Annotated in this window: 19 protein-coding genes; 11 read left to right on the forward strand and 8 right to left on the reverse strand. The window is 63.7% G+C overall.

Annotated features, from left to right (window positions below; genetic code table 11):
* Positions 1-2 precede the first annotated feature (2 nt).
* From fdhF to IG169_RS05230, 3 genes are read left to right on the forward strand one after another with little or no spacing between them, the layout of a single operon-like run.
* On the forward strand, positions 3-2879 hold the full coding sequence (fdhF, locus tag IG169_RS05220) for a formate dehydrogenase subunit alpha (protein ID WP_193175106.1): 2877 nt from the start codon (positions 3-5) through the stop codon (positions 2877-2879).
* Positions 2880-2883: 4 nt separating this feature from the next.
* On the forward strand, positions 2884-3705 hold the full coding sequence (gene fdhD / locus IG169_RS05225) for a formate dehydrogenase accessory sulfurtransferase FdhD (protein ID WP_193175107.1): 822 nt from the start codon (positions 2884-2886) through the stop codon (positions 3703-3705).
* Positions 3695-3910: a formate dehydrogenase subunit delta gene (locus tag IG169_RS05230; RefSeq protein ID WP_193175108.1), complete on the forward strand. Its 216-nt coding sequence runs from the start codon at positions 3695-3697 to the stop codon at positions 3908-3910. Before fdhD ends, IG169_RS05230 begins: the two co-directional genes overlap by 11 nt.
* A gap of 87 nt (positions 3911-3997) precedes the next feature.
* On the opposite strand, the gene IG169_RS05235 is transcribed toward IG169_RS05230, so the two are convergent.
* On the reverse strand, positions 3998-4981 hold the full coding sequence (locus tag IG169_RS05235) for a diaminopropionate ammonia-lyase (RefSeq protein ID WP_246717130.1): 984 nt from the start codon (positions 4979-4981) through the stop codon (positions 3998-4000).
* Between the two features lie 302 nt (positions 4982-5283).
* On the opposite strand from IG169_RS05235, the gene IG169_RS05240 reads away from it, so the two are divergent.
* Positions 5284-5523 (forward strand): hypothetical protein, encoded by a 240-nt coding sequence (locus IG169_RS05240; RefSeq protein ID WP_193175110.1) that lies wholly within the window; start codon positions 5284-5286, stop codon positions 5521-5523.
* A gap of 33 nt (positions 5524-5556) precedes the next feature.
* Positions 5557-6738 (forward strand): M24 family metallopeptidase, encoded by a 1182-nt coding sequence (locus tag IG169_RS05245; protein WP_193175111.1) that lies wholly within the window; start codon positions 5557-5559, stop codon positions 6736-6738.
* 12 nt (positions 6739-6750) lie between these two features.
* Here IG169_RS05245 and IG169_RS05250 read toward each other — a convergent pair whose 3' ends face one another.
* Positions 6751-7212 carry an Lrp/AsnC family transcriptional regulator gene (locus tag IG169_RS05250; RefSeq protein ID WP_193175112.1) on the reverse strand — a complete coding sequence of 154 codons (462 nt, stop codon included), beginning with the start codon at positions 7210-7212 and terminating at the stop codon, positions 6751-6753.
* 457 nt (positions 7213-7669) lie between these two features.
* Between IG169_RS05250 and IG169_RS05255 the strand changes: the two genes are divergently transcribed.
* Genes IG169_RS05255 through IG169_RS05265 form a run of 3 tightly spaced genes read left to right on the forward strand, consistent with a single transcriptional unit; the run spans position 7670 to position 10205 of the window.
* The gene (locus IG169_RS05255; protein ID WP_193175113.1) at positions 7670-8380 is read left to right on the forward strand and encodes an alpha/beta fold hydrolase; all 711 of its coding nucleotides are present in this window, start codon (positions 7670-7672) and stop codon (positions 8378-8380) included.
* A 45-nt stretch (positions 8381-8425) separates the two neighbouring features.
* Positions 8426-9271 carry a formyltetrahydrofolate deformylase gene (purU, locus tag IG169_RS05260; RefSeq protein ID WP_193175114.1) on the forward strand — a complete coding sequence of 282 codons (846 nt, stop codon included), beginning with the start codon at positions 8426-8428 and terminating at the stop codon, positions 9269-9271.
* Positions 9272-9311: 40 nt separating this feature from the next.
* Positions 9312-10205, forward strand: a complete 894-nt coding sequence (locus tag IG169_RS05265; RefSeq protein WP_193175115.1) for a methylenetetrahydrofolate reductase — start codon at positions 9312-9314, stop codon at positions 10203-10205.
* 7 nt (positions 10206-10212) lie between these two features.
* Here IG169_RS05265 and IG169_RS05270 read toward each other — a convergent pair whose 3' ends face one another.
* From IG169_RS05270 to IG169_RS05295, 6 genes are read right to left on the reverse strand one after another with little or no spacing between them, the layout of a single operon-like run.
* Complete coding sequence (locus IG169_RS05270) at positions 10213-11022, reverse strand: ATP-binding cassette domain-containing protein (RefSeq protein ID WP_193175116.1); 810 nt, start codon at positions 11020-11022, stop codon at positions 10213-10215.
* Positions 11012-11890, reverse strand: a complete 879-nt coding sequence (locus IG169_RS05275) for an ABC transporter ATP-binding protein (protein ID WP_193175117.1) — start codon at positions 11888-11890, stop codon at positions 11012-11014. The genes IG169_RS05270 and IG169_RS05275 overlap by 11 nt, the downstream gene beginning before the upstream one ends.
* Positions 11887-12738, reverse strand: coding sequence for an ABC transporter permease (locus IG169_RS05280; RefSeq protein WP_193175118.1), 852 nt, complete (start codon positions 12736-12738; stop codon positions 11887-11889). Before IG169_RS05280 ends, IG169_RS05275 begins: the two co-directional genes overlap by 4 nt.
* Positions 12731-13735 carry an ABC transporter permease gene (locus IG169_RS05285; protein ID WP_210325873.1) on the reverse strand — a complete coding sequence of 335 codons (1005 nt, stop codon included), beginning with the start codon at positions 13733-13735 and terminating at the stop codon, positions 12731-12733. Before IG169_RS05285 ends, IG169_RS05280 begins: the two co-directional genes overlap by 8 nt.
* A 60-nt stretch (positions 13736-13795) precedes the next feature.
* Positions 13796-15325 (reverse strand): ABC transporter substrate-binding protein, encoded by a 1530-nt coding sequence (locus IG169_RS05290; protein WP_193175120.1) that lies wholly within the window; start codon positions 15323-15325, stop codon positions 13796-13798.
* Between the two features lie 39 nt (positions 15326-15364).
* Complete coding sequence (locus IG169_RS05295) at positions 15365-16942, reverse strand: phytoene desaturase family protein (protein ID WP_343225581.1); 1578 nt, start codon at positions 16940-16942, stop codon at positions 15365-15367.
* Between the two features lie 115 nt (positions 16943-17057).
* On the opposite strand from IG169_RS05295, the gene IG169_RS05300 reads away from it, so the two are divergent.
* The 3 genes from IG169_RS05300 to IG169_RS05310 are packed head-to-tail and all read left to right on the forward strand — an operon-like array spanning position 17058 to position 19909.
* Entirely contained in the window at positions 17058-17849 is a 792-nt protein-coding gene (locus IG169_RS05300; RefSeq protein WP_193175122.1) for a cyclase family protein, read from the forward strand.
* 3 nt (positions 17850-17852) lie between these two features.
* On the forward strand, positions 17853-19421 hold the full coding sequence (locus IG169_RS05305; protein WP_193175123.1) for a phytoene desaturase family protein: 1569 nt from the start codon (positions 17853-17855) through the stop codon (positions 19419-19421).
* On the forward strand, positions 19418-19909 hold the full coding sequence (locus IG169_RS05310; protein WP_193175124.1) for a MarR family winged helix-turn-helix transcriptional regulator: 492 nt from the start codon (positions 19418-19420) through the stop codon (positions 19907-19909). Before IG169_RS05305 ends, IG169_RS05310 begins: the two co-directional genes overlap by 4 nt.
* Positions 19910-19973 lie beyond the last annotated feature (64 nt).

The raw sequence follows: 19973 nt of genomic DNA on the forward strand, positions 1-19973 counted from the left end.
TCATGCGCCTGATTCAAGAGACGGATTTCGGAACCCCTGCTTCCCGGTCGGAAAAGACCGTCACGCTGACCATCGACGGCTTCGAGGTGACCGTGCCCGAAGGCACGTCGGTGATGCGCGCCTCGGCGGAGGCCGGCATCAAGGTGCCGAAACTGTGCGCCACCGACATGGTCGACGCATTCGGCTCGTGCCGGCTTTGCCTGGTCGAGATCGAGGGCCGCAACGGCACGCCGTCGTCCTGCACGACGCCGGTCGCCGACGGCATGGTCGTCCACACCCAGACGGGCAAGCTGAAGGACATCCGCCGCGGTGTGATGGAACTCTATATTTCCGACCATCCGCTCGACTGCCTGACCTGTGCCGCCAATGGCGACTGCGAGTTGCAGGACATGGCCGGTGCGGTCGGCCTGCGCGACGTACGCTATGGCTACGAGGGCGACAATCATGTCACGGCGCGCCAGAGCGACCAGCCGAACATGCGCTGGATGCCGAAGGACGAGTCCAATCCCTATTTCACCTACGATCCGTCCAAATGCATAGTCTGCTCGCGCTGCGTGCGCGCCTGCGAGGAAGTGCAGGGCACCTTCGCGCTGACGATCGAGGGCAGGGGATTCGACAGCCGCGTTTCGCCCGGCATGCATGAGGATTTCCTCGCTTCGGAATGCGTTTCCTGCGGCGCCTGCGTGCAGGCCTGCCCGACGGCGACGCTGACGGAAAAATCGATCATCGAGATCGGCCAGCCGGAACATTCCGTGGTGACGACCTGCGCCTATTGCGGCGTCGGCTGCTCTTTCAAGGCGGAAATGCGCGGCGAGGAACTGGTGCGGATGATGCCGTACAAGGACGGCAAGGCGAACCGCGGCCATAGTTGCGTCAAGGGCCGTTTCGCCTATGGCTATGCCAATCACAAGGACCGCATTCTCAATCCGATGATCCGCGAGACCATCGACCAGCCGTGGCGCGAGGTGTCGTGGGAAGAAGCGATGAGCTTCACGGCGACCAGGATGCGCGGGCTGCAGGAGACATACGGCAAGGACTCCATCGGCGTGATCACCTCGTCGCGCTGTACCAATGAGGAAACCTTCCTGGTGCAGAAGCTGGCGCGGGCGGTTTTCCGCAACAACAACACCGACACCTGCGCGCGAGTCTGTCACTCGCCGACCGGTTACGGTCTCGGCCAGGCCTTCGGCACTTCGGCCGGCACGCAGGATTTCGATTCTGTCGAACATACCGATGTGGTGATCGTGATCGGCGCCAACCCGACCGACGGGCATCCTGTGTTCGGATCGCGGCTGAAGAAACGGCTTCGCGAAGGCGCCAAGCTGATCGTCATCGACCCGCGCCGCATCGACCTGGTGCGCTCGCCGCATATCGCCGCCGCGCATCACCTGCCGCTGAAGCCCGGCACCAATGTCGCCGTTTTGACCTCGCTGGCACATGTGATCGTCACCGAAGGACTGATGGACGAGGCCTTCATCCGAGAGCGCTGCGACTGGGACGAGTTCCAGGACTACGCCGAATTCGTCGCAGATCCGCGCCATTCGCCGGAGGAGACCGAGGCGATCACCGGCGTGCCGGCGAAAGAACTGCGCGCCGCGGCGCGGCTGTTTGCGACCGGCGGCAATGGCGCGGTCTATTACGGCCTGGGGATCACCGAGCACAGCCAGGGCTCGACCGCGGTGATGGCGCTGGCCAACCTCGCGATGATGACGGGCAATATCGGACGCAATGGCGTCGGCGTGAACCCGCTGCGCGGCCAGAACAATGTGCAGGGCTCCTGCGACATGGGCTCCTTCCCGCATGAACTGCCGGGCTACCGGCACGTCAAGCTGCCGGAGGTGCGCGCGATCTTCGAGAGCCTGTGGGGCGTCGAGATCGATTCCGAGCCCGGCCTGCGCATCCCGAACATGCTGGACGCGGCCGTCGACGGCACGTTCAAGGGCATCTACATCCAGGGCGAGGACATCCTCCAGTCCGACCCGGACACGCATCATGTGTCGGCCGGGCTCGCGGCGATGGAATGCGTCATCGTGCACGATCTCTTCCTGAACGAGACTGCGAATTACGCGCATGTGTTCCTGCCGGGCTCGACCTTCCTCGAAAAGGACGGGACCTTCACCAATGCCGAGCGCCGCATCAACCGCGTGCGCAAGGTGATGAGCCCGAAGAACGGCTATGCCGACTGGGAGGTGACGCAGCTTCTCGCCAACGCAATGGGCGCGAACTGGAATTACACCCATCCGAGCCAAGTGATGGACGAGATCGCGGCGACGACGCCGAGCTTCGCCGGCGTGACCTACGATCTGCTGGAGGAAAAGGGTTCGGTGCAGTGGCCTTGCAACGAGGCGCATCCCGAGGGTTCGCCGATCATGCATGTCGACGGCTTCGTGCGGGGCAAGGGCAAGTTCATCGTCACCGAATATGTCGCGACGGACGAGCGGACCGGACCGCGCTTCCCGCTGCTGCTGACAACGGGGCGCATCCTCAGCCAGTACAATGTCGGCGCACAGACGCGACGGACCGCCAATGTCGCGTGGCATGACGAGGACCGCCTCGAGATCCACCCGCATGACGCCGAGCAGCGCGGCATCCGCGACGGCGACTATGTCCGGCTGGCGAGCCGTGCGGGCGAGACCTCGCTCAGAGCGCTGATCACCGACCGCGTCGCGCCGGGCGTCGTCTACACGACCTTCCACCATCCGGGCACGCAGGCGAACGTGATCACCACCGACTATTCCGACTGGGCAACCAATTGTCCGGAATACAAGGTGACCGCCGTACAGGTGACGCCGTCGAACGGGCCGACGGAGTGGCAGGTCGAATACGAGGAACAGGCGCGCCAAGCGCGCCGCATCCTCCAAGCGGAACCCGCCGAGTAGTCCGATGTCGCCGGAATCGCTGCGGCCCTTCGAGAGACGGTTCAGGCGCGCGGGACGTGCCGGAACCGGCACGCGCATGCTTGCCGAGGAAACACCGGTGGCGTTGAGCTACAACGGAGCGACCCTTGCGGTGATGATGGCGACGCCGTCGGATCTCGAGGATTTCGCGCTCGGTTTCTCGCTCAACGAGGGCATCGTGGCGTCGGCGGACGAGATCGAGCAAATCGATGCCGTCGCGGTCGATGACGGGATCGATCTGCAAATCCGCGTGCCGGAGGGCGTCTCCGAACGCTTGTCGAAGCGCCGCCGTGCGATGGCCGGACCGGTCGGCTGCGGGCTGTGCGGCGTCGAGAGCATCGAACAGGCGCTGAAATCGCACGCGCCGGTGACCAGCGACTTCGCCATCAAGGAAGGCGTCATCGGCGCGGCAATCGCCTCGCTGACCAAGGTGCAGCCGATGAACGCCGAAACCGGTGCGGTGCATGCCGCCGGTTTCTGGATGCCGGACGAGGGGCTCGTCATGGCGCGCGAGGATGTCGGCCGTCACAATGCGCTCGACAAGCTTGCCGGCGCGCTGGCGCGGGCAGGGGCTGACACGGCAAATGGCGCGACCTTGCTGACGAGCCGGGTGTCGGTCGAAATGATCCAGAAGATTGCGGCCATCGGCGCACCGATCACGCTTGCCATTTCCGCGCCAACGGCGCTCGCCGTGCGCACCGCGGAGCAGGCCAATATCACGCTCGTCGCCGTGGTGCGCGGCGAAGACCACGAAATCTTCACGCATCCGCGACGGATCACAAATGGGGAAATTGCCGATGTCGCCTGAAAAGCTCGCCCGAATGGCCAACCAGATCGCGACGTTCTTCCACTCCAAGCCGCATGACGAGGCGGTGACCGGCGTCGCCGAGCACATCAACAATTTCTGGGAGCCGCGCATGCGCGCGCAGCTGTTCGACATGCTTGCGAACGACAACGAGAAATTCGATCCGCTCGTACGCGAGGCCGAAAGCCGGATCCGTGCGGTGAACTGACTTCCGGGCCGTTGGGTTTTGCCGCATTCAGCGCGGCAGGGCGGATTCAGACTGCCAGAATTGTTCCAGGGCCTGCCGGTTCCGGCGCTAAACTGTTTCCGGGCCCTCGCTCGCGATCAGCAGGCAGTGCGTGTCCGGTCCGGGTTGCATGCGTTCAAGCGCGGCAAGCGGTGCGGCGCCGCTGGGCGTCGTCGAGATGCCATGGCGTCGAAATCTGCGCGCCGCCGCCCCGGCTTCCGCGTCCGAAACGGTCACGAAAGTGTCGGCATCCTGGCGGAGCGCCTCGAATGCGATCAGGGACGCGTCCTTGCAGTCGAGGCGGCCCATGTTCGATTCAGGACCGTCCGCGCGCGTCGGTTTTCCGGCCTCGACGCTTTTCAGGAGGCAGGGCGCGGCGTTCGGCTCCACCACGATGATACGCGGCTGGGAGGCCCAATGATCGCGGATATGCGCGGAGATCGCCGCAGCGAGCCCGCCGACTCCCGCCTGCAGAAAGACATGGGTCGGCCAGTTTCCGCTTTTCTCGAAGTCCGCGCGGCATTCCTCGGCGAGAACGGTATAGCCTTCCATGACCAGCGCCGGGCGTTCCGTGTAGCCTTCCCATGAGCCGTCGGCGAGAAGTAGCCAGCCGTTCTCGGCGGCCGCGTCGATCGCATGCCGAACGCTGTCCTCGTAGGCGCCGTCGATGCGCACGACCGCGGCTCCTGTCCTGCGAATGCGCTCGGCGAAGCCTTCCGGGACCGCGCTGCACAGGACGATGATTGCGCATGCGCCGAATATGCGCGCGCCAGCGGCGACCGAAAGGCCGTGATTGCCCGCGCTGGCGGTGATGAAGGTCATGCCCGCCGCGGTCCGGCGTGCGCGCTCGCTCGCCAGGTCCGCCGTTCCCGACGCGTCCTCGATCATCTGGGCCACCGCAAACACGCCGCCCAACGCCTTGAAGCTGCCGAGGCGCATCCGCCGGGTCTCGTCCTTGACCGCGAGAGCGCCGATGCCGAGCTCACCGGCGAGCGCGGGCAACGACTGCAGCGGCGTCGGCTGATAGACCGGGCACTGCCGCAACATCGCCATCGGGCGATCCGGTTCGGCCCTGAACCGGCGATGTCCGCGCGGCTGCGCCGATCGTAGGGTCTCGATTTTCATGGTGGCACGATATGCCGGTTAATCGACCATGATATATCAAAATTTCATCTGATCTGAGAAAATCAGGCAGAATTTTCGAATTCCATGATTTGTCCAGATCACACGAAAACAGCAGACTGCCAGTGCCTATTGTCGGTATTTCCGGCGTGTTTGGCACGGGGCGCATGCGCCCGGCCGGCGGGTCTGGCGGAGCGGCAGGTTAGGGCCTGCCTATGGGGAGCGGGCATGTCATGGCGCAGTCAGCAGCAGCGATATTCGGGGCGAAAAGCATCGACGCGAACAGCGCGCCGCTGCCGGCTTGCGACGATTTCGTGCAGCACAGGCCCGGCGCCTATTTCTTCCTCGGCAACGGAACGGACGGAGCGCACGGACGGGCGCTGCACAACCCCGCCTACGACTTCAATGATTGCATCCTCGCGAAAGGTGCAGAATTCTGGGCGCGTTTGGTGGAAACGCAATTGGCAGTTTGAATGCATACACCCATCGGAAATGATCTTCACACAATGCCTTCCGGCGAAAACGGTCCCCGGCGCGGGTTCGACGTTTCGGAATTCGAAGCCCGCGTCGCCAAGGCGCAAGTGCTGATGTCCGACGTCGGGCTGGACGGGCTTCTCCTGACAACCGAGCCTGAGATCCGCTACTTCACCGGATTCCTGACGCGGTTCTGGCTCAGCCCGACGCGGCCATGGTTTCTGCTGCTCCCGTCCACCGGCAAGCCGGTTGCCGTCGTGCCGTCGATCGGCCGCGATTGCCTCGTGGCCACTTGGCTAGACGACGTGCGCAGCTGGGATTCTCCGCAACCCGATGACGAGGGCGTATCCCTGCTTGCGGGCACCATTCGTGAAGTGATCGGGCACAAGATCCGTATCGGCATGCTCGAAGGGCCGGAGACGCATCTGCGGATGCCGCTCGGTGATTTTCGCCGGCTGCGCGCTCTTCTTCCGGACGCCGAATTCGTCGATGCCACGGGCATCGTCAGGAGCCTGCGCATGATCAAGTCGCCGGTGGAGGTGGAGAAGATCGCCCATGTCTGCGCGATCGTTTCCGATGTCTTCGGCGCCTTTCCCGGCCAATTGGCCGCAGGAATGAGCGAGGTCGAGATATTCCGGCGCTTCAAGATTGCCTGCCTCCAGGAAGGGATCGATGACGTCGACTATCTGGTGGGTGGGGCAGGTCCCGGCGGCTATAGGGATATCATCTCGCCGCCGTCGTCGCGCCGTGCCGTCGCGGGCGACATTTTGATGCTCGATACGGGCGCCGTCTTCGACGGATATTTCTGCGATTTCGACCGCAATTTCGCTTTCGGCCATGTGCCGAAGGACGCCGAGAAGGCCTATGCCGCGCTGCTCGAAGCCACCGATTCCGGCCTCGACGCCGTCCGGCCCGGTGCGACCTGTGCCGACATCTATCGCGCGATGCAGCATGTCCTCGAAAAGGATTTCGCCGGCAGCAGCGGCGTCGGGCGGATGGGACACGGTTTCGGCATGCAACTGACCGAATGGCCGTCCATCACGGCGACGGACGAAACGGTTCTGCAACCCGGCATGGTGCTGACGCTCGAGCCGTCAGTGAACCTTGCCGGCGGCAGAATGATGGTCCACGAGGAAAATCTGGTACTGACGCACGACGGGCCTGTGCTCCTGACCAGCGCGGCCCCGGAAACGCTGCCAGTCATCACGATGTAAAGTTCAGGTCGGTCAACCCAACGGGACATTCATGCCGACCTTGGTGCGGTCCATGACCACCGATGTGCGGAAGCGCTTGACGTTGGAATCCTGGAAAAACAGGCGGTGCGTCAGCTGCTCGTAATCCTCCATGTCCCTGGCAAGCGCAATCAGCGCGAAGTCGGCCTCTCCGGTGATGTAATAGCACTGCTGCACCTGCGCCTCGGCCTTCGCCTTCCTTCGGAACGCGTCGATCTGGTCGATGCGTTCATGCTCCAGTTCGACGAAGACAAGGAACGTCATCGCATAGCCGACAGCCTTCGGCGAGATGAGCGCGTTCTCCGACATGATCGCACCGTCGGCTTTCAGGTTGCGGATGCGCCGCTGCACCGTGGCGACCGACAATCCGGTTTCCGTCGCGATCGTTTCGAGCCGTTCACGCGCGTTTTCCTGCAGCATTCGCAGGATAATCAGGTCAGAGGGGGAAATATCCATGATGACAGGATCCGATCATCTTTTCGGTATTTCTTAGGCGCGTTTTTCAACTATTGGAAGATGAACGCATTTCCGGTTCAGGATCGCTTGCCAAAATTGACTTCAGCATCACGGCGGGCGTGGCTTTCAAAGCGTTCGTCTACCGCTCGGGCGCCGCTTTTTACGGGGTTGCGCCGGCCGCAATGTCCGAAAAGGGAGACGCGTACGAGCCTGTACCGGGGGCCTATCGGCGGCTCCGATCATCAGTGCCCCGCGGTTGAACGGCGGCCAATTCCCGCCCTTCCCGTGTCCGTTCGGCGCGTGATGTCTCTTCGTTCGTAAAAGGGGCAGCAGTGTATACACCGTTTGCCATGCCGAGTTGAACTGGTACGCAATTCGAGTTATAAGGCGATATCATGTATACATCACCTGCTGAACATCTCACCGCCTCGAAGCGATTTGTTGACGGAAACGCGTTGTGACGACGCTCGTACTCATCCCTGGCCTCATATCCGACGCCGTCGTCTGGCAGCCGGTCGCCGATGCCGCCGCCGGCTCCTTTGCGGTGTATCAAGCCGACGTGTCCGAAGGCACGTCGATCACGGGCATGGCGGAGACGATCCTCGCCGAGACGGACGGGCCCTTGATTGCTGTGGGCCATTCGATGGGCGGGCGCATCGCGATGGAAATGGCGCGGATCGCGCCCGAGCGCGTCAGGGGGGTGGTGCTGGCGAATACCGGCCATCACCCGAAGCGTGAAGGCGAAGAAACCAAGCGCCAGGCGATGATCGATCTCGGCCATGAAAGCATGGCGAAGCTCGCCGAAACCTGGTTGCCGCCGATGCTCGACCCGGCGCGCGCCGGCGACAAGGCGCTGATGGCGGACCTTACCGCGATGGTGCTGCGCGCCGACGCGGATCAGCACGAGCGCCAGATCCGGGCGCTGATCGGCCGTCCGAATGCCAGCGCCTATCTCAACGACATCACTTGCCCCGTGCTGCTGATCGCGGCGCGGCAAGACGGCTGGAGCCCGATCGCCCAGCACGAGGAAATCGGTGCGGCGGTGAAGGATTCCGAACTCGCGATCATCGAAAATGCCGGCCATTTCGCGCCGGTCGAGCGGCCGGCCGAAACGACGGCCGCTATCATGGAATGGCTGGACCGCAGATTTGGTGGTGGCAACGGCTAGTCAACCGGACCAAACGGCGCCGACCCACCAACGCATGGAAAGAAAATGACCGAATACGTTTTGACACTGCATTGCGAAGACCGGCCCGGGATCGTTGCCGCCGTTGCCTCACGGCTTGCCGGCGCCGGCGGCAACATCAACGAGGCGCAGCAATTCGATGATCAGGAAACCGGCAAGTTCTTCATGCGCGTTGCGTTCTCGATGAACGATCCGATCGAAAGATTCAGCGACGGCTTTGCCGCGGAAGTCGAGCGCTTCGGTCTCGAATGGACGCTCAGGCCCGCGAACCAGAGGCGGCGCGTCCTGATCCTGGTGTCGAAGTTCGATCACTGCATGGGCGACCTGCTCTACCGGATGCGTATCGGCGAGTTGAACATGGAGTGCGCCGGCATCGTTTCGAACCATCCGAGTTCGGCGCTCAACCTGACGCTGCATGAGGGCATTCCCTTTTTCCACCTGCCGATCACCAGGGACACGAAGGCGGAGCAGGAAGCACGGATCAAGGGCGTGATCGAGGAAACCGGCGCGGAACTGGTGGTTCTGGCGCGCTACATGCAGATCCTGTCGGATGACTTCTCGGCCTATCTCTCGGGCCGCTGCATCAACATCCACCATTCGTTCCTGCCCGGCTTCAAGGGCGCCAAGCCGTATCACCAGGCGCATGAGCGCGGGGTGAAGATGATCGGCGCGACGGCGCATTACGTCACCGAGGATCTCGACGAGGGACCGATCATCAGCCAGGACGTCGAACACGTCACCCATGCCGACCGGCCAAATGACCTCGTACGCAAGGGCCGCGACATCGAACGCCGCGTGTTGGCGCGTGCCGTGACCTATCACCTGCAAGACCGGGTTTTGCTGAACGGACGAAAGACCGTCGTCTTCTCCTGAAGACAGGCGGAGACGACATCTCGGGGAAGGAGACAACGACATGAACACGACAGAATTGAAACGGGACGGCGCACCGAAAAAGATCGGCGCCTCGATCGAGATTTCGCCCAAGCAGGCGCTCGAGTCGGCGGACCTTCCAGGCCTGTTTCCGGCGGGTGTGCGGGTCTACATCACCGATATCGGCACCGATCCGACGGCAACGCTCGTCAAGGCGGCCAAGCGCGTGCACGATCTCGGCTACAAGCCGGTTCCGCATTTTGCGTCGCGGCGACTGACGTCCCGGACCGCGCTGGAAGATCGGATCATTGCGTCGACGCAGGATGCCGGCGTGACCGATATCCTGGTCATCGGCGGCGGCCTTGAGCGGCCCGCCGGCGAATTCTCCTCCACGATGGAGGTGCTGGAGACCGGCTTCCTCGACAAATACGGCATCACCCATGTCGGAATCGCGGGCCATCCGGAAGGAAGCCCGGATTTCTCGGAAGAAGTGGCGGTCGAGGCACTGCGGCTGAAAAAGTCGTTCGGCGAGCGCACCGGAGCGCGGGTGCGCATCGTCACCCAGTTCGGTTTCGACGGCGAGAAATTCGTCGACTGGGCCGAGGGGCTGCGGACCCACGGCATTGACCTGCCGGTGCATCTGGGCGTCGCCGGCCCGGCCAAGATCACGACGCTGGTCAAATACGCGGCCATGTGCGGCGTCGGCAATTCGCTCGATTTCTTCAAGAAGAGAACCCGCTCGCTGGCCACGCTGGCAACCAGCCATTCGCCGGAAAGCGTTGTCGGACCGATCGAAAATCACGTGCTGGAAAATCCCGGCTCGGCGATCAAGCAGGTCCATGTCTTCCCGTTCGGCGGCATCAAGAACGCTTCCAGATGGCTGACGGAGCGCGGCTCCTGGGATGCCACCGCGGTGTCTCAGAGATCGACGGGCTGACGCGTTCCTAGATCCAGACCTGATCCGGATCCGGCAGGGGGATCGCGTCGAGAAGTTCGCGCGTATAGTCGGCTTGGGGCGCGCCAAACAACTCAGGCGTCAGAGCGTTTTCCACGATCTCGCCATGGCGCAGAACGATGATCCGGGTGCAGAGCCTGCGGATCACCGACAGGTCATGGCTGATGAATGCCAGCGTCAGGTTCAGGTCCGCGACCAGTTGCTCCAGCAGGTTCAGCACCTGCGCCTGCGAGGAGACGTCCAGCCCCGACACGATTTCGTCCGCCAGGATGAAATCCGGCCGTGTGGCGATGGCGCGGGCGATACCAACGCGCTGGCGCTGGCCGCCGGACAGTTCATGCGGATAACGGGTCGCGAAGGACCGGCTCAGGCCGACGTGATCCAGCGCCTCGGCGGCTCGTTCGCGGACGCGGTCGAAACCCTGCAGCTTGAGCGGCGCGGCGATGATCGCGCTGACGGTCCGGCGCGGATTGAGCGACGACATCGGGTCCTGGAAGATCATCTGGAACCGCCGGCGCATCGGCCGCAATGCATCCTCATGCAAGTGTGAGATGTCCGTGCCGTCGAAGATGACCTGTCCGCCCGAGGGGTCCAGAAGCCGGATCAGCGTGCGGCCGAGCGTCGATTTGCCGGAACCGGACCCGCCGACGATGCCGACGACCTCGCCTTTCGGAATATCGAAGCTCAGGCCCTTGAGTATCTCGATGCGCGGGCGCGGGCCGAACAGCGGCTTGCTCGTCATGTCGGGCAGTGAAAGCCTGAGGTCGCGGACCTGGTAGAGCGGGGCGTCAGCGGACATGGCGCCATTCTCCATCGGCTGCTTCCACTTCCGCCTGCACGGCGGCGATCACTTCCGCGGGCACCGGCGTGAGCGATGTGTCGGGATCGGTGTATTTCGGCGTCGCGGCCAGCAGCGCCGCCGAATAGGCATGTTTTGGGCCGCGGAAGAAGGCGCGCACCTCGGTTTCCTCGACCACCTTGCCGCCATAGAGCACTGACAGGCTGCGGCAGACCTTCGATACGACGCCAAGGTCATGCGTGACGAACAGGATCGCTGTGCCGTGCCGGCTCTGCATCTCGGCGATCAGGCGGAGGATCTGCTTCTGCACGGTCACGTCGAGGGCGGTGGTGGGCTCGTCGGCGACGATGAGTTTCGGCTCGGCGGCGAAGGCCGACGCGATGAGGATGCGCTGGCGCATGCCGCCCGACAGTTCATGCGGATAGGAACGCATGACGCGCGGCGCATCCGGGATATGCACTTCTGCCAGCAATTCGACCGCGCGGGCTTCGGCTTGTGCGCGCTTCCAGCCGAGGATGTCGACGAGGCGGTCAGTGATCTGCGGTCCGATCCGGCGCGAGGGATTGAGGGCGGTCAGCGGGTCCTGCGGGATCAGCGCGGCGGTCTTGCCGACCAGCCGGCGGCGTTCGGCCGGCGGCAGTTGCAGCAGATCCTGACCGTCGAGAAGTATCTCGCCCTCGGCGATCTCGATGGCGCGCGGCAGGATGCCGAGGATCGCCTTGCCGATCATGCTTTTTCCGGCGCCGCTCTCGCCGACCAGCCCGTGCACCTCGCCGGCGGGGAGATCGAGCGAAACGGACCGCAGCAGCCGGTGCGGCGTGCCGGCCAGGACGACGGAGAGGTTTCGGATCGACAGGAACCCGGTCATCGCAGCACCGGATCGAAGCGGTCCTTCAGCCCTTCGCCGAACTGGCTGAAGGACAGGACCGTGAGGAACAGGGTCAACAGCGGGAACACCAGCACCCACCAGGCCTGGTGGATCGATGTCCGGCCCTCGGCGATCATGCCGCCCCAGGTCGGGCTGTCGGTTGAGATCGACAGGTTGACGAAGGACAGGATCGCCTCGACGATGACCGCGATGCCCATTTCGAGCGACAGCAGCGCCACGATGGTCGGCAGGACGTTCGGCAGGATCTCGGCCCACATGGTACGCAGGCGCGACATGCCGGCGACTTGCGCCGAGGCCACGTAATCCATCTGACCCTGGTTCATCGCCTCGGCGCGCACGACGCGGCAGAAACGCGTCCAGTCGATCACGACGATGGCGATGATGATCGAGGTCAGGCCGGTGCCGAGAACCGCGATCAGCAGGATCGCGAAGAGGACTGGCGGAAAGGCCATCCAGATGTCGACGAGGCGCGAGACGATGCGATCCGCCCAGCCGCGGAAATAGCCCGCGATCAGGCCGAGCGCCGCGCCAACGGCGCATGTCAGCGTGCCGGCGACGAAGGCAACAATCAAGGCGATGCGGGCGCCGTACAGGATGCGGGTCAGCACGTCGCGGCCAAGCGAATCCGCGCCGAGCCAGAAGCCGGGTTCAGACCCCGCCTCCCAGAAGGGCGGCGTGCGCGCGGCGAAGAGGTCCTGCGCGAGCGGGTCCTGCGGACTGATCCAGGGCGCGAGAATGGCGGCCAGAACGATCAGCAGAAGCCATCCGCCCGACAGCCAGAGCCGGAGGCCGGCGCGGCGTTTGATTGCACTGCGGCCGTCAAGCATGGCGCAGCCTCGGGTTCAGCGCGGCATAGGTCATGTCGACGACGAGGTTCACCACGGTGAAGATGAGGGCGAACAGGATGACGATGCCCTGGATCAGCGGCAGGTCGCGATTGACCACGGCATCGATCGCCATGTTGCCGAGGCCTTCATAAGAGAACAGGCGCTCGATGATGACGGTGCCGCCGATCAGGAAGGTGAACTGGACGCCGATCAGCGTCAGCGTCGGCAGCACCGCATTGGGCAGCGCCTCCTTCACGATGACATGGTTCTCGCCGTAACCCTTGGTGCGCGACAGCGTCACGTAATCGAGATGCATGGTTTCCTTCAGCGACTGTTTCAGGAGCTGGCCGATGATCGCGGCGAGCGGGATCGCCAGCGCCAGCGCAGGCATGAACATGTGCGCCAGAAGATCGGCCCAGATGTCGAACCGTCCGCGCGCAACGCTTTCGAAGACGTAGAAATTGGTCATGAACGGGAAGTCGATGGAGGGCGAGATCCGGCCGGAAATATGGAAGATCGGTACGAGAACGCCGAACAGGAGGATCAGGATCAGCCCCCAGAGGAAGTCGGGCACCGACAGCGCCATGCCGTTGGCGACGTCGATCCCCGCCTCGACGCGGGTGCCGCGCAGCCTGGTACCGGTCAGCGCCATGAACCCGCCGATGACCACGGCGATCACAAGGGCGAAGATCGAGAGTTCCAGCGTGGCCGGCAAACGGCCGAGGACCAGGTCGAGGACCGGCTGCCGCAGCGAGATCGAGGTGCCGAAATCGCCATGCATCACGCCGGTAAGCCAGATCACGAATTGCTGCGGAATCGACTTGTCGAGGCCGTAAAGCGCCTGCAGGCGGGCGATGTCGGCATCGGTCGCGCCGGGCGGCAGCATCATGGCGATGGGGTTTCCGGGCACGACCCGGATCACGACAAAGACGATCACCGCTACGCCGAACAGCGTGATGGTGGTGGTCAGCAACCGCAGGAGAATTGTCCGAAACAGGGCCAAGGGGGTCGTTTTCCAATGGGACGGGCCGCCGAAGACAGCGGCCCGCCTTTTTGATTACGCGCGCTTCATCAGATGCGGCAACAAGGCGCCCGACGCGTGCGGGGTGACGACTACGCGCTTGTCGAACAGGATCGGCTGCACATATTGCAGCAGCGGGATCACTTCGCCTTCCTCGGCGATGTGCTTGTCCACTGCTTTCCAGCCGGCAATGCGCTTGGCTTCGTCCTTCTCGCCCCAGAGCGGCCCGATCATGTCGATCAGGTCCTGTCCGTCCCACACCGAGTGCGGCGAGGGGCCGAACATGGCAAAGCCCGTCGATGTCGTCGGATCGCCGACCGCGTTGCCCCAGTTGTAGAAGGCCGCGGGCGCCAGCTTGTCGGCCGCGCGCAGTTCGTAATGCTTGGCGATCTCGTAGACCTCGATCTCGGCCTCGATGCCGACCTTGCGCCAGAGGCCGACGATGGCCTGGATCATCTCGTAATCCTTGGGCTTGAAGCCCTTGGTGGTCTGGATCGTGAACTTCACCGGATTGTCGACCGAGTAACCCGAATCCGCCAGCAGCTTCTTGGAGAGTTCGGGATCGTAGGGCACCTTGATCGACGGATCATAGGCCTCGTATTCCGGGGTCTGCAGCGTATCGATCGGGACGCCGTAGCCCGAAAGCAGCTTGTCGATGATCAGCTGTTTGTCGATCGCATGGCAGCAGGCAAGACGCACGTTCCTGTCCAGCATCACGTCGATATCGTTGATGAAGATCATGCCTATGTCGGAGATCGGCTTGGCGACGCCGGCAAGCGCCGGGCCGCCCTTCAGGCGGTTATATTCCTCGTAAGGCATTTCCAGCGTGACGTGGGAATTGCCCGATTCGACCTCGGCGACGCGGCTGGCAGCGTCAGTCACGAACTTGATCGTCACCGTATCGAAGTCGGGCTTGCCGCCCCAGTAATTCGGGTTGGCCTTCAGGCGGACGAAGGCGTTGCGCTCGAATTTCTCGACCATGTAGGGGCCGGTGCCGATCGGTGCGGCCTCGAAGCCTTCCGCGCCGACCTTCTCGTAATATGCCTTGGGCATCACGTAGCCGGTCAGGAACGACATCCACTTGAAGATGGTCGGGTCGAAATTGATGACGTCGGCCGTGATCTTGTTTCCGTCGATCGAGAAGTTGCCGATATTGCCCCAGATGAACTGGATCGGGTTCCCGGTTTCGGGCTTGCCGGCGCGCTCCAGCGACCAGACCACGTCCTCGGCGCTGAACGGGCTGCCATCATGCCAGGTGACGCCGTCGCGGACCGTCATGTGGATTTTGGTACGGTCGTCGTTCCAGCCCCATTCTGTGATCAGGCCCGGCGAAAAGCTCAGATCCGTGTTCTGGGCGATGAACATGTCGAAGACGGACTGGTAGATGCCCTGGATCGTCGGATTCACTGCGGACGGGCCGACGGTCGGGTCCCAGGACGGCAGATTGACGTTGTAGGCGATTACCAGTTCGCCGATATCGGCGGCTGAACTGGGGATTGAGAGACCGCCAAGCGCAATGCTGGCGGTGGTCATTTGCAGTAGGCTTCGGCGGCTCAGTTTGGTCATTATACGGCTCCCTGTTTTGTCATTATCGGTCTCGTCGCGTCAGGCCCCGGCCAGCTTCTGGCCGAGGTGATAGCCGGATCCGGCGCCGACGCCAGCGCCTGGCCAGACACCTGCGCCGATAAGGTGCAGGTTCTTGATGGGGGTGGCGCCCGAGGCTCGGCCAAGGGCGGGCCGGAAAAGAAAATGCTGCGAAAGGTGGTGACTGCCGCAGACCTGGTCGCCGCCAACGAGATTCGGATTGTCCGTTTCCAGTTCCAGCGGCGTGACGATGCGGCGGGCGATGATGTTCGAGCGGACGCCGGGCGCGTAACGGTCGAGAATGTCGAGCGCGCGTTCGGTCATCGGTTCGGCGGCCTCGGCCCAGTCGCACGCCGCGATCTCGCCTTTCGCATCGCCGGTGATCGTAGCGGGCGCCATGCGGACCTGAAGCCAGAGGACATGCTTTCCCTCGGGTGCCCGGCTCGGATCGACCGCAGTCGGCTGGCCGACCACGATGACCGGTTCCGCCGGCAGAAGCCCCGCCTTGGCCTGCGCATAGGTGCGCGCCATCTGGTCCATCGAGGGGGCCAGATGCACATAGGCGAAGCGGGCAAGGTCTTCGCTTGCCGACCAGCCGGGCAGGGCGTCCATCGCAAGGTGGAGCATCATGGTGCCGGGCGCATGCGAAAACGCCCGCATTTTCCTGTCGTAGCCGGTATCGCCGGACTGGCCGGAGAGCAGCTTGTCGACGAGCGCGCCGGGTGCGACATTGGCGATTACAGCGCGGCGGGCAGTAATCTCGCGGCCGTCGGCGAGGACGATGCCCGAGGCCTGGCCGTCACGATGAATCACGCGTTCGACACGGGCGCCGCATTCGATGACGCCGCCCTTTTTCTCGATCATCGCCGTCAGGGCGCGGATCATGGTGTCGGCGCCGCCCTTGCCGAGGACCATGCCGAAGCTCTGGTTGGCCATCGCTTCGAGATAGGGAAACAGCGCGCCGCCGGCGATGTCGGGTGCGAAGTCGAGATGCATGCCCCAGGCAGCGAGCATGGCGCGCACCTGGTTGCTCTCGAAGGTTTCCGTCAGCCATGTGCGCGGTGACGACATCAGGAAACGGCCCAGATCGGCGCTTCCCGAAAAGCCCTTCTTGCGCAGTAGCTTGATGACAAAAGATGCAAATGCATATTTTTTCATCGGCATATTCAAAAGCCCGAACAGGTGCTCGGCCTCTGCGGGGAAATTGCCGACCAGGTCTTTCCATGTCTCGGCGTCGCGGGCCGAGAATGCCTCAATCCGTTTGGCGGTGACCGCCATGTCGGTGCTGACACCTAGCCACGATCCGTCGGGAAACACGCTGGCGAAACAATTTTCCACCGGCGCGAGTTCCAGCCCGTTTTCCTGCAATTCCGGGCCATACTGCCCGAAAAATGGCGATCCGGCGAAGAGAGAGAGATTCATTGCGCCCCAGTCATGACGGAATCCGGGGGCGCTGAATTCACCGGTCTTGACGGCGCCGCCGGGAATGGCGGCCTGTTCGAAAACGGCCACGCTCCAGCCCTTGGCCGCAAGATGCGCGGCGCAGGCGAGGCTGTTGTGTCCCGCCCCGATTATGACTGCATCATAGCTGTTCTGCACAAAATGCTCCATCTCGCCCGGATTGATAATTGCAAATGCATATAAATTTGTCTAGCGTATTCTGGTCACAGGAATGGGGCGGCCATGCGTGCCGCGCAGTACAGGGAGAGCCGACATGACTTCAGCGACTTTATTGGAAGATCTGGGCGCGATGCTGCTATCGGGCGGCGTGGACGTGGTTGACCTGACGGGACCGCTCGGCCCGGACACGCCGCTTCTCAAGTTGCCGCCGGAACTGGCGGTGGATACGCCGAAGATCGAGATCCACCGGATCTCGGAATATGACAAGGACGGGCCGTTTTGGGCCTGGAACTGGCTCAAGATCGGCGAGCATTCGGGCACGCATTTCGACGCGCCGCACCACTGGATCACCGGCAAGGACTATCCCGACGGCTATACCGACACGATCCCGATGCAGCGCCTGATCGCGCCCGTCAACGTGATCGACTGCTCGGCCGAGGTCGCCAAGGACCCGGACTTCCTGCTGACCGCCGACGGCGTCAAGGCATGGGAAGCCGAGCACGGCGAAATCAAGTCGGGCGAATGGGTCGTGATGCGCTCCGACTGGTACAAGCGAAATGACGACGAGGCGAAATTCCTCAATGCCGACGAGAACGGCCCGCATTCGCCGGGACCCGATGTCGACTGCATCGAGTATGTCCTGTCGAAAGGCGCGATCGGCTGGGGCAACGAGTGCATCGGCACCGATGCCGGCAAGGCCGGTGGCATGACCCCGCCGTTCCCGGCGCATAACCTGTTGCACGCAGCCAACCGCTACGGACTGGCGAGTCTCTGCAATCTCGACAAGCTGCCGCCCAAGGGCGCGATCCTGATCGTTGCGCCGTTGAAGATCGTCAACGGAACCGGCAGCCCGATCCGGGCACTGGCGCTGGCGCCGAAGGGCTAAGCGATGGCGCGGTTCGATCATGTCATCGTCGGATCCGGCATCAATGCGCTGGTTGCCGCGGCGATGCTGTCGGGCAAGGGACAAAAGGTGCTGGTGCTGGAACGCGCCGGCACCCTCGGCGGCTGCATGCGCACCGAAGAGATTACCCTGCTCGGTTTCCGGCATGACGTGATGGCCGCGACTTTCGTGCTGTTCCTGACTTCTCCGGCCCATGCCGAGCTCGGCGCCGACCTGGCGCGGCACGGGCTGGAATTCTGCCACACGCCCGATCCGACGGCCGTGCTGCGGCCCGACGGTTCCAGTCTCGTCCTGAAGACCGACCGGGCGGCGAATGTCGCCGCATTCAACGCCCTGGCGGCGGGCGATGGCGACCGGCATGCTAGCGATGTCGGTTCCATCGAGGCCGACGCTCCGTTCCTGTTCGCGCTTCTGGGCGGTTCGCTGTGGAGTTGGTCGACGCTGAAACTGATGGCCGGCCAGGCCTGGAAGCAGGGGCTCAGGGGGCTTGCCGCCTGGATGGGCCGCGCGCTGGTTCCTGCGCGCGGCTGGCTGGAGACGACCTATGCGTCGCCGATGGTGCAGGCGTTGTGGGCCCCCTGGGTGCTGCATACCGGATTGACGCCGGAATCGACCTATTCCGGCCAGATGGGCAAGGTGATCGCTTTCGCGCTCGAAGCCGCCGGCGCGCCGGTGGTCAAGGGCGGCTCGGGACAGGCGACCGGGGCGTTCAAGGCGCTGATCGAGGAACGCGGCGGCGTTGTCCGTACGGGCGTCGACGTCGACCGCATCATTGTCGAGGGCGGCAAAGCCTGCGGCGTGCAAACGTCGGATGGCGAACGCATCGAGGCGTCGCATGTTTCCGCATCGGTCGCGCCGGGACAGCTTTACGAACGGCTGCTGCGCGACGAGGACCTGCCCGCCGAAAAGGCGGCCACGGACAGTTTTCGCCACGGGCGTGGCGATTTCCAGCTACATTACGCGCTGGACCGGGCGCCGGAATGGCTTAGCCCCGGTCTCGACCAGGTGGCGCTGATCCACCTGGCGGACGGGATCGACTCGGTTTCGAAATCGGCGAACGAGGCCGAGCGCGGCATGCTGCCCGAAACGCCGACGATCTGCGTCGGCCAGCCACACCGGCTGGACGCGACGCGCTGCCCGGACGGCAAGGCCATTCTCTGGCTGCAGATCCCCGATGCGCCGCGCGTCATCAAGGGCGATGCCGCCGGCCAGATCGAGACCGGTCCGGAGTGGACGGAAGCGACCCGCGAGGCCTTTGCCGACAGGATCGAGGCGATCCTCGCGCGCCACATCAAGGATTTCGACAAGCTGGTCCTGAAACGCCGCGCCTATTCGCCGGCGGATCTCGCCGCGATGAATATCAATCTCGTCGGCGGCGATCCCTATGGCGGTGCCTGCTCCATCGATCAGTTCTTCATCTGGCGTCCGTTTTCCCATTCGGTCAACGGCGACACCGCGATCCGCAATCTCCACCATATCGGCGCCTCGACCCATCCCGGGCCCGGCCTCGGCGGCGGATCGGGTTATCTGCTTGCGAAGAGGATGGGCGCATGAACGAACAACCGAAAGCCATCGACGAAAATGTCCCCGCGACGCCCCGCTTGGGCGAAATCGGGCTGCAGAATTTCGCGCCGTACCTGATGAACCGCATCATGGGCCGCTACAATGCGAGCCTTCGCGATGAAATGGCGGCGCTCGGACTGACCACGCCGAAAATGCGCGCGCTCGCCGTGCTGTCGGTGATGGACGGCATCCAGATTCGCAAACTGGCGGTCTACGCAGTGGTGGAGCAATCGACCCTGTCGCGCGCGCTCGACTCGCTGGTCGCCGACGGACTTGCGCGGCGGGAAACCGATCCCGGCGACAGCCGGGCGGTGCATGTCTACATAACCGATGCGGGACGAACCGCCTTCGAGACGCTCTGGCCGCATATGGCGCAGAGCTACAGTCAGATGTTTGCCGGGATCAGCGGTGCAGAACGCCAGGCATTTGTCGGCACCCTGCAAAAGATCCTGTCGAATATCCGTAAACACGATTTTTAGGGAAAACCGCCGGGCCGCGCGCAAGCCGTCACATCGCCGCGACGCCGCAGGCGGGCCGACATAA

It is taken from the genome of Oricola nitratireducens (assembly GCF_014904745.1).
Classification (GTDB): Bacteria; Pseudomonadota; Alphaproteobacteria; order Rhizobiales; family Rhizobiaceae; genus Oricola; species Oricola nitratireducens.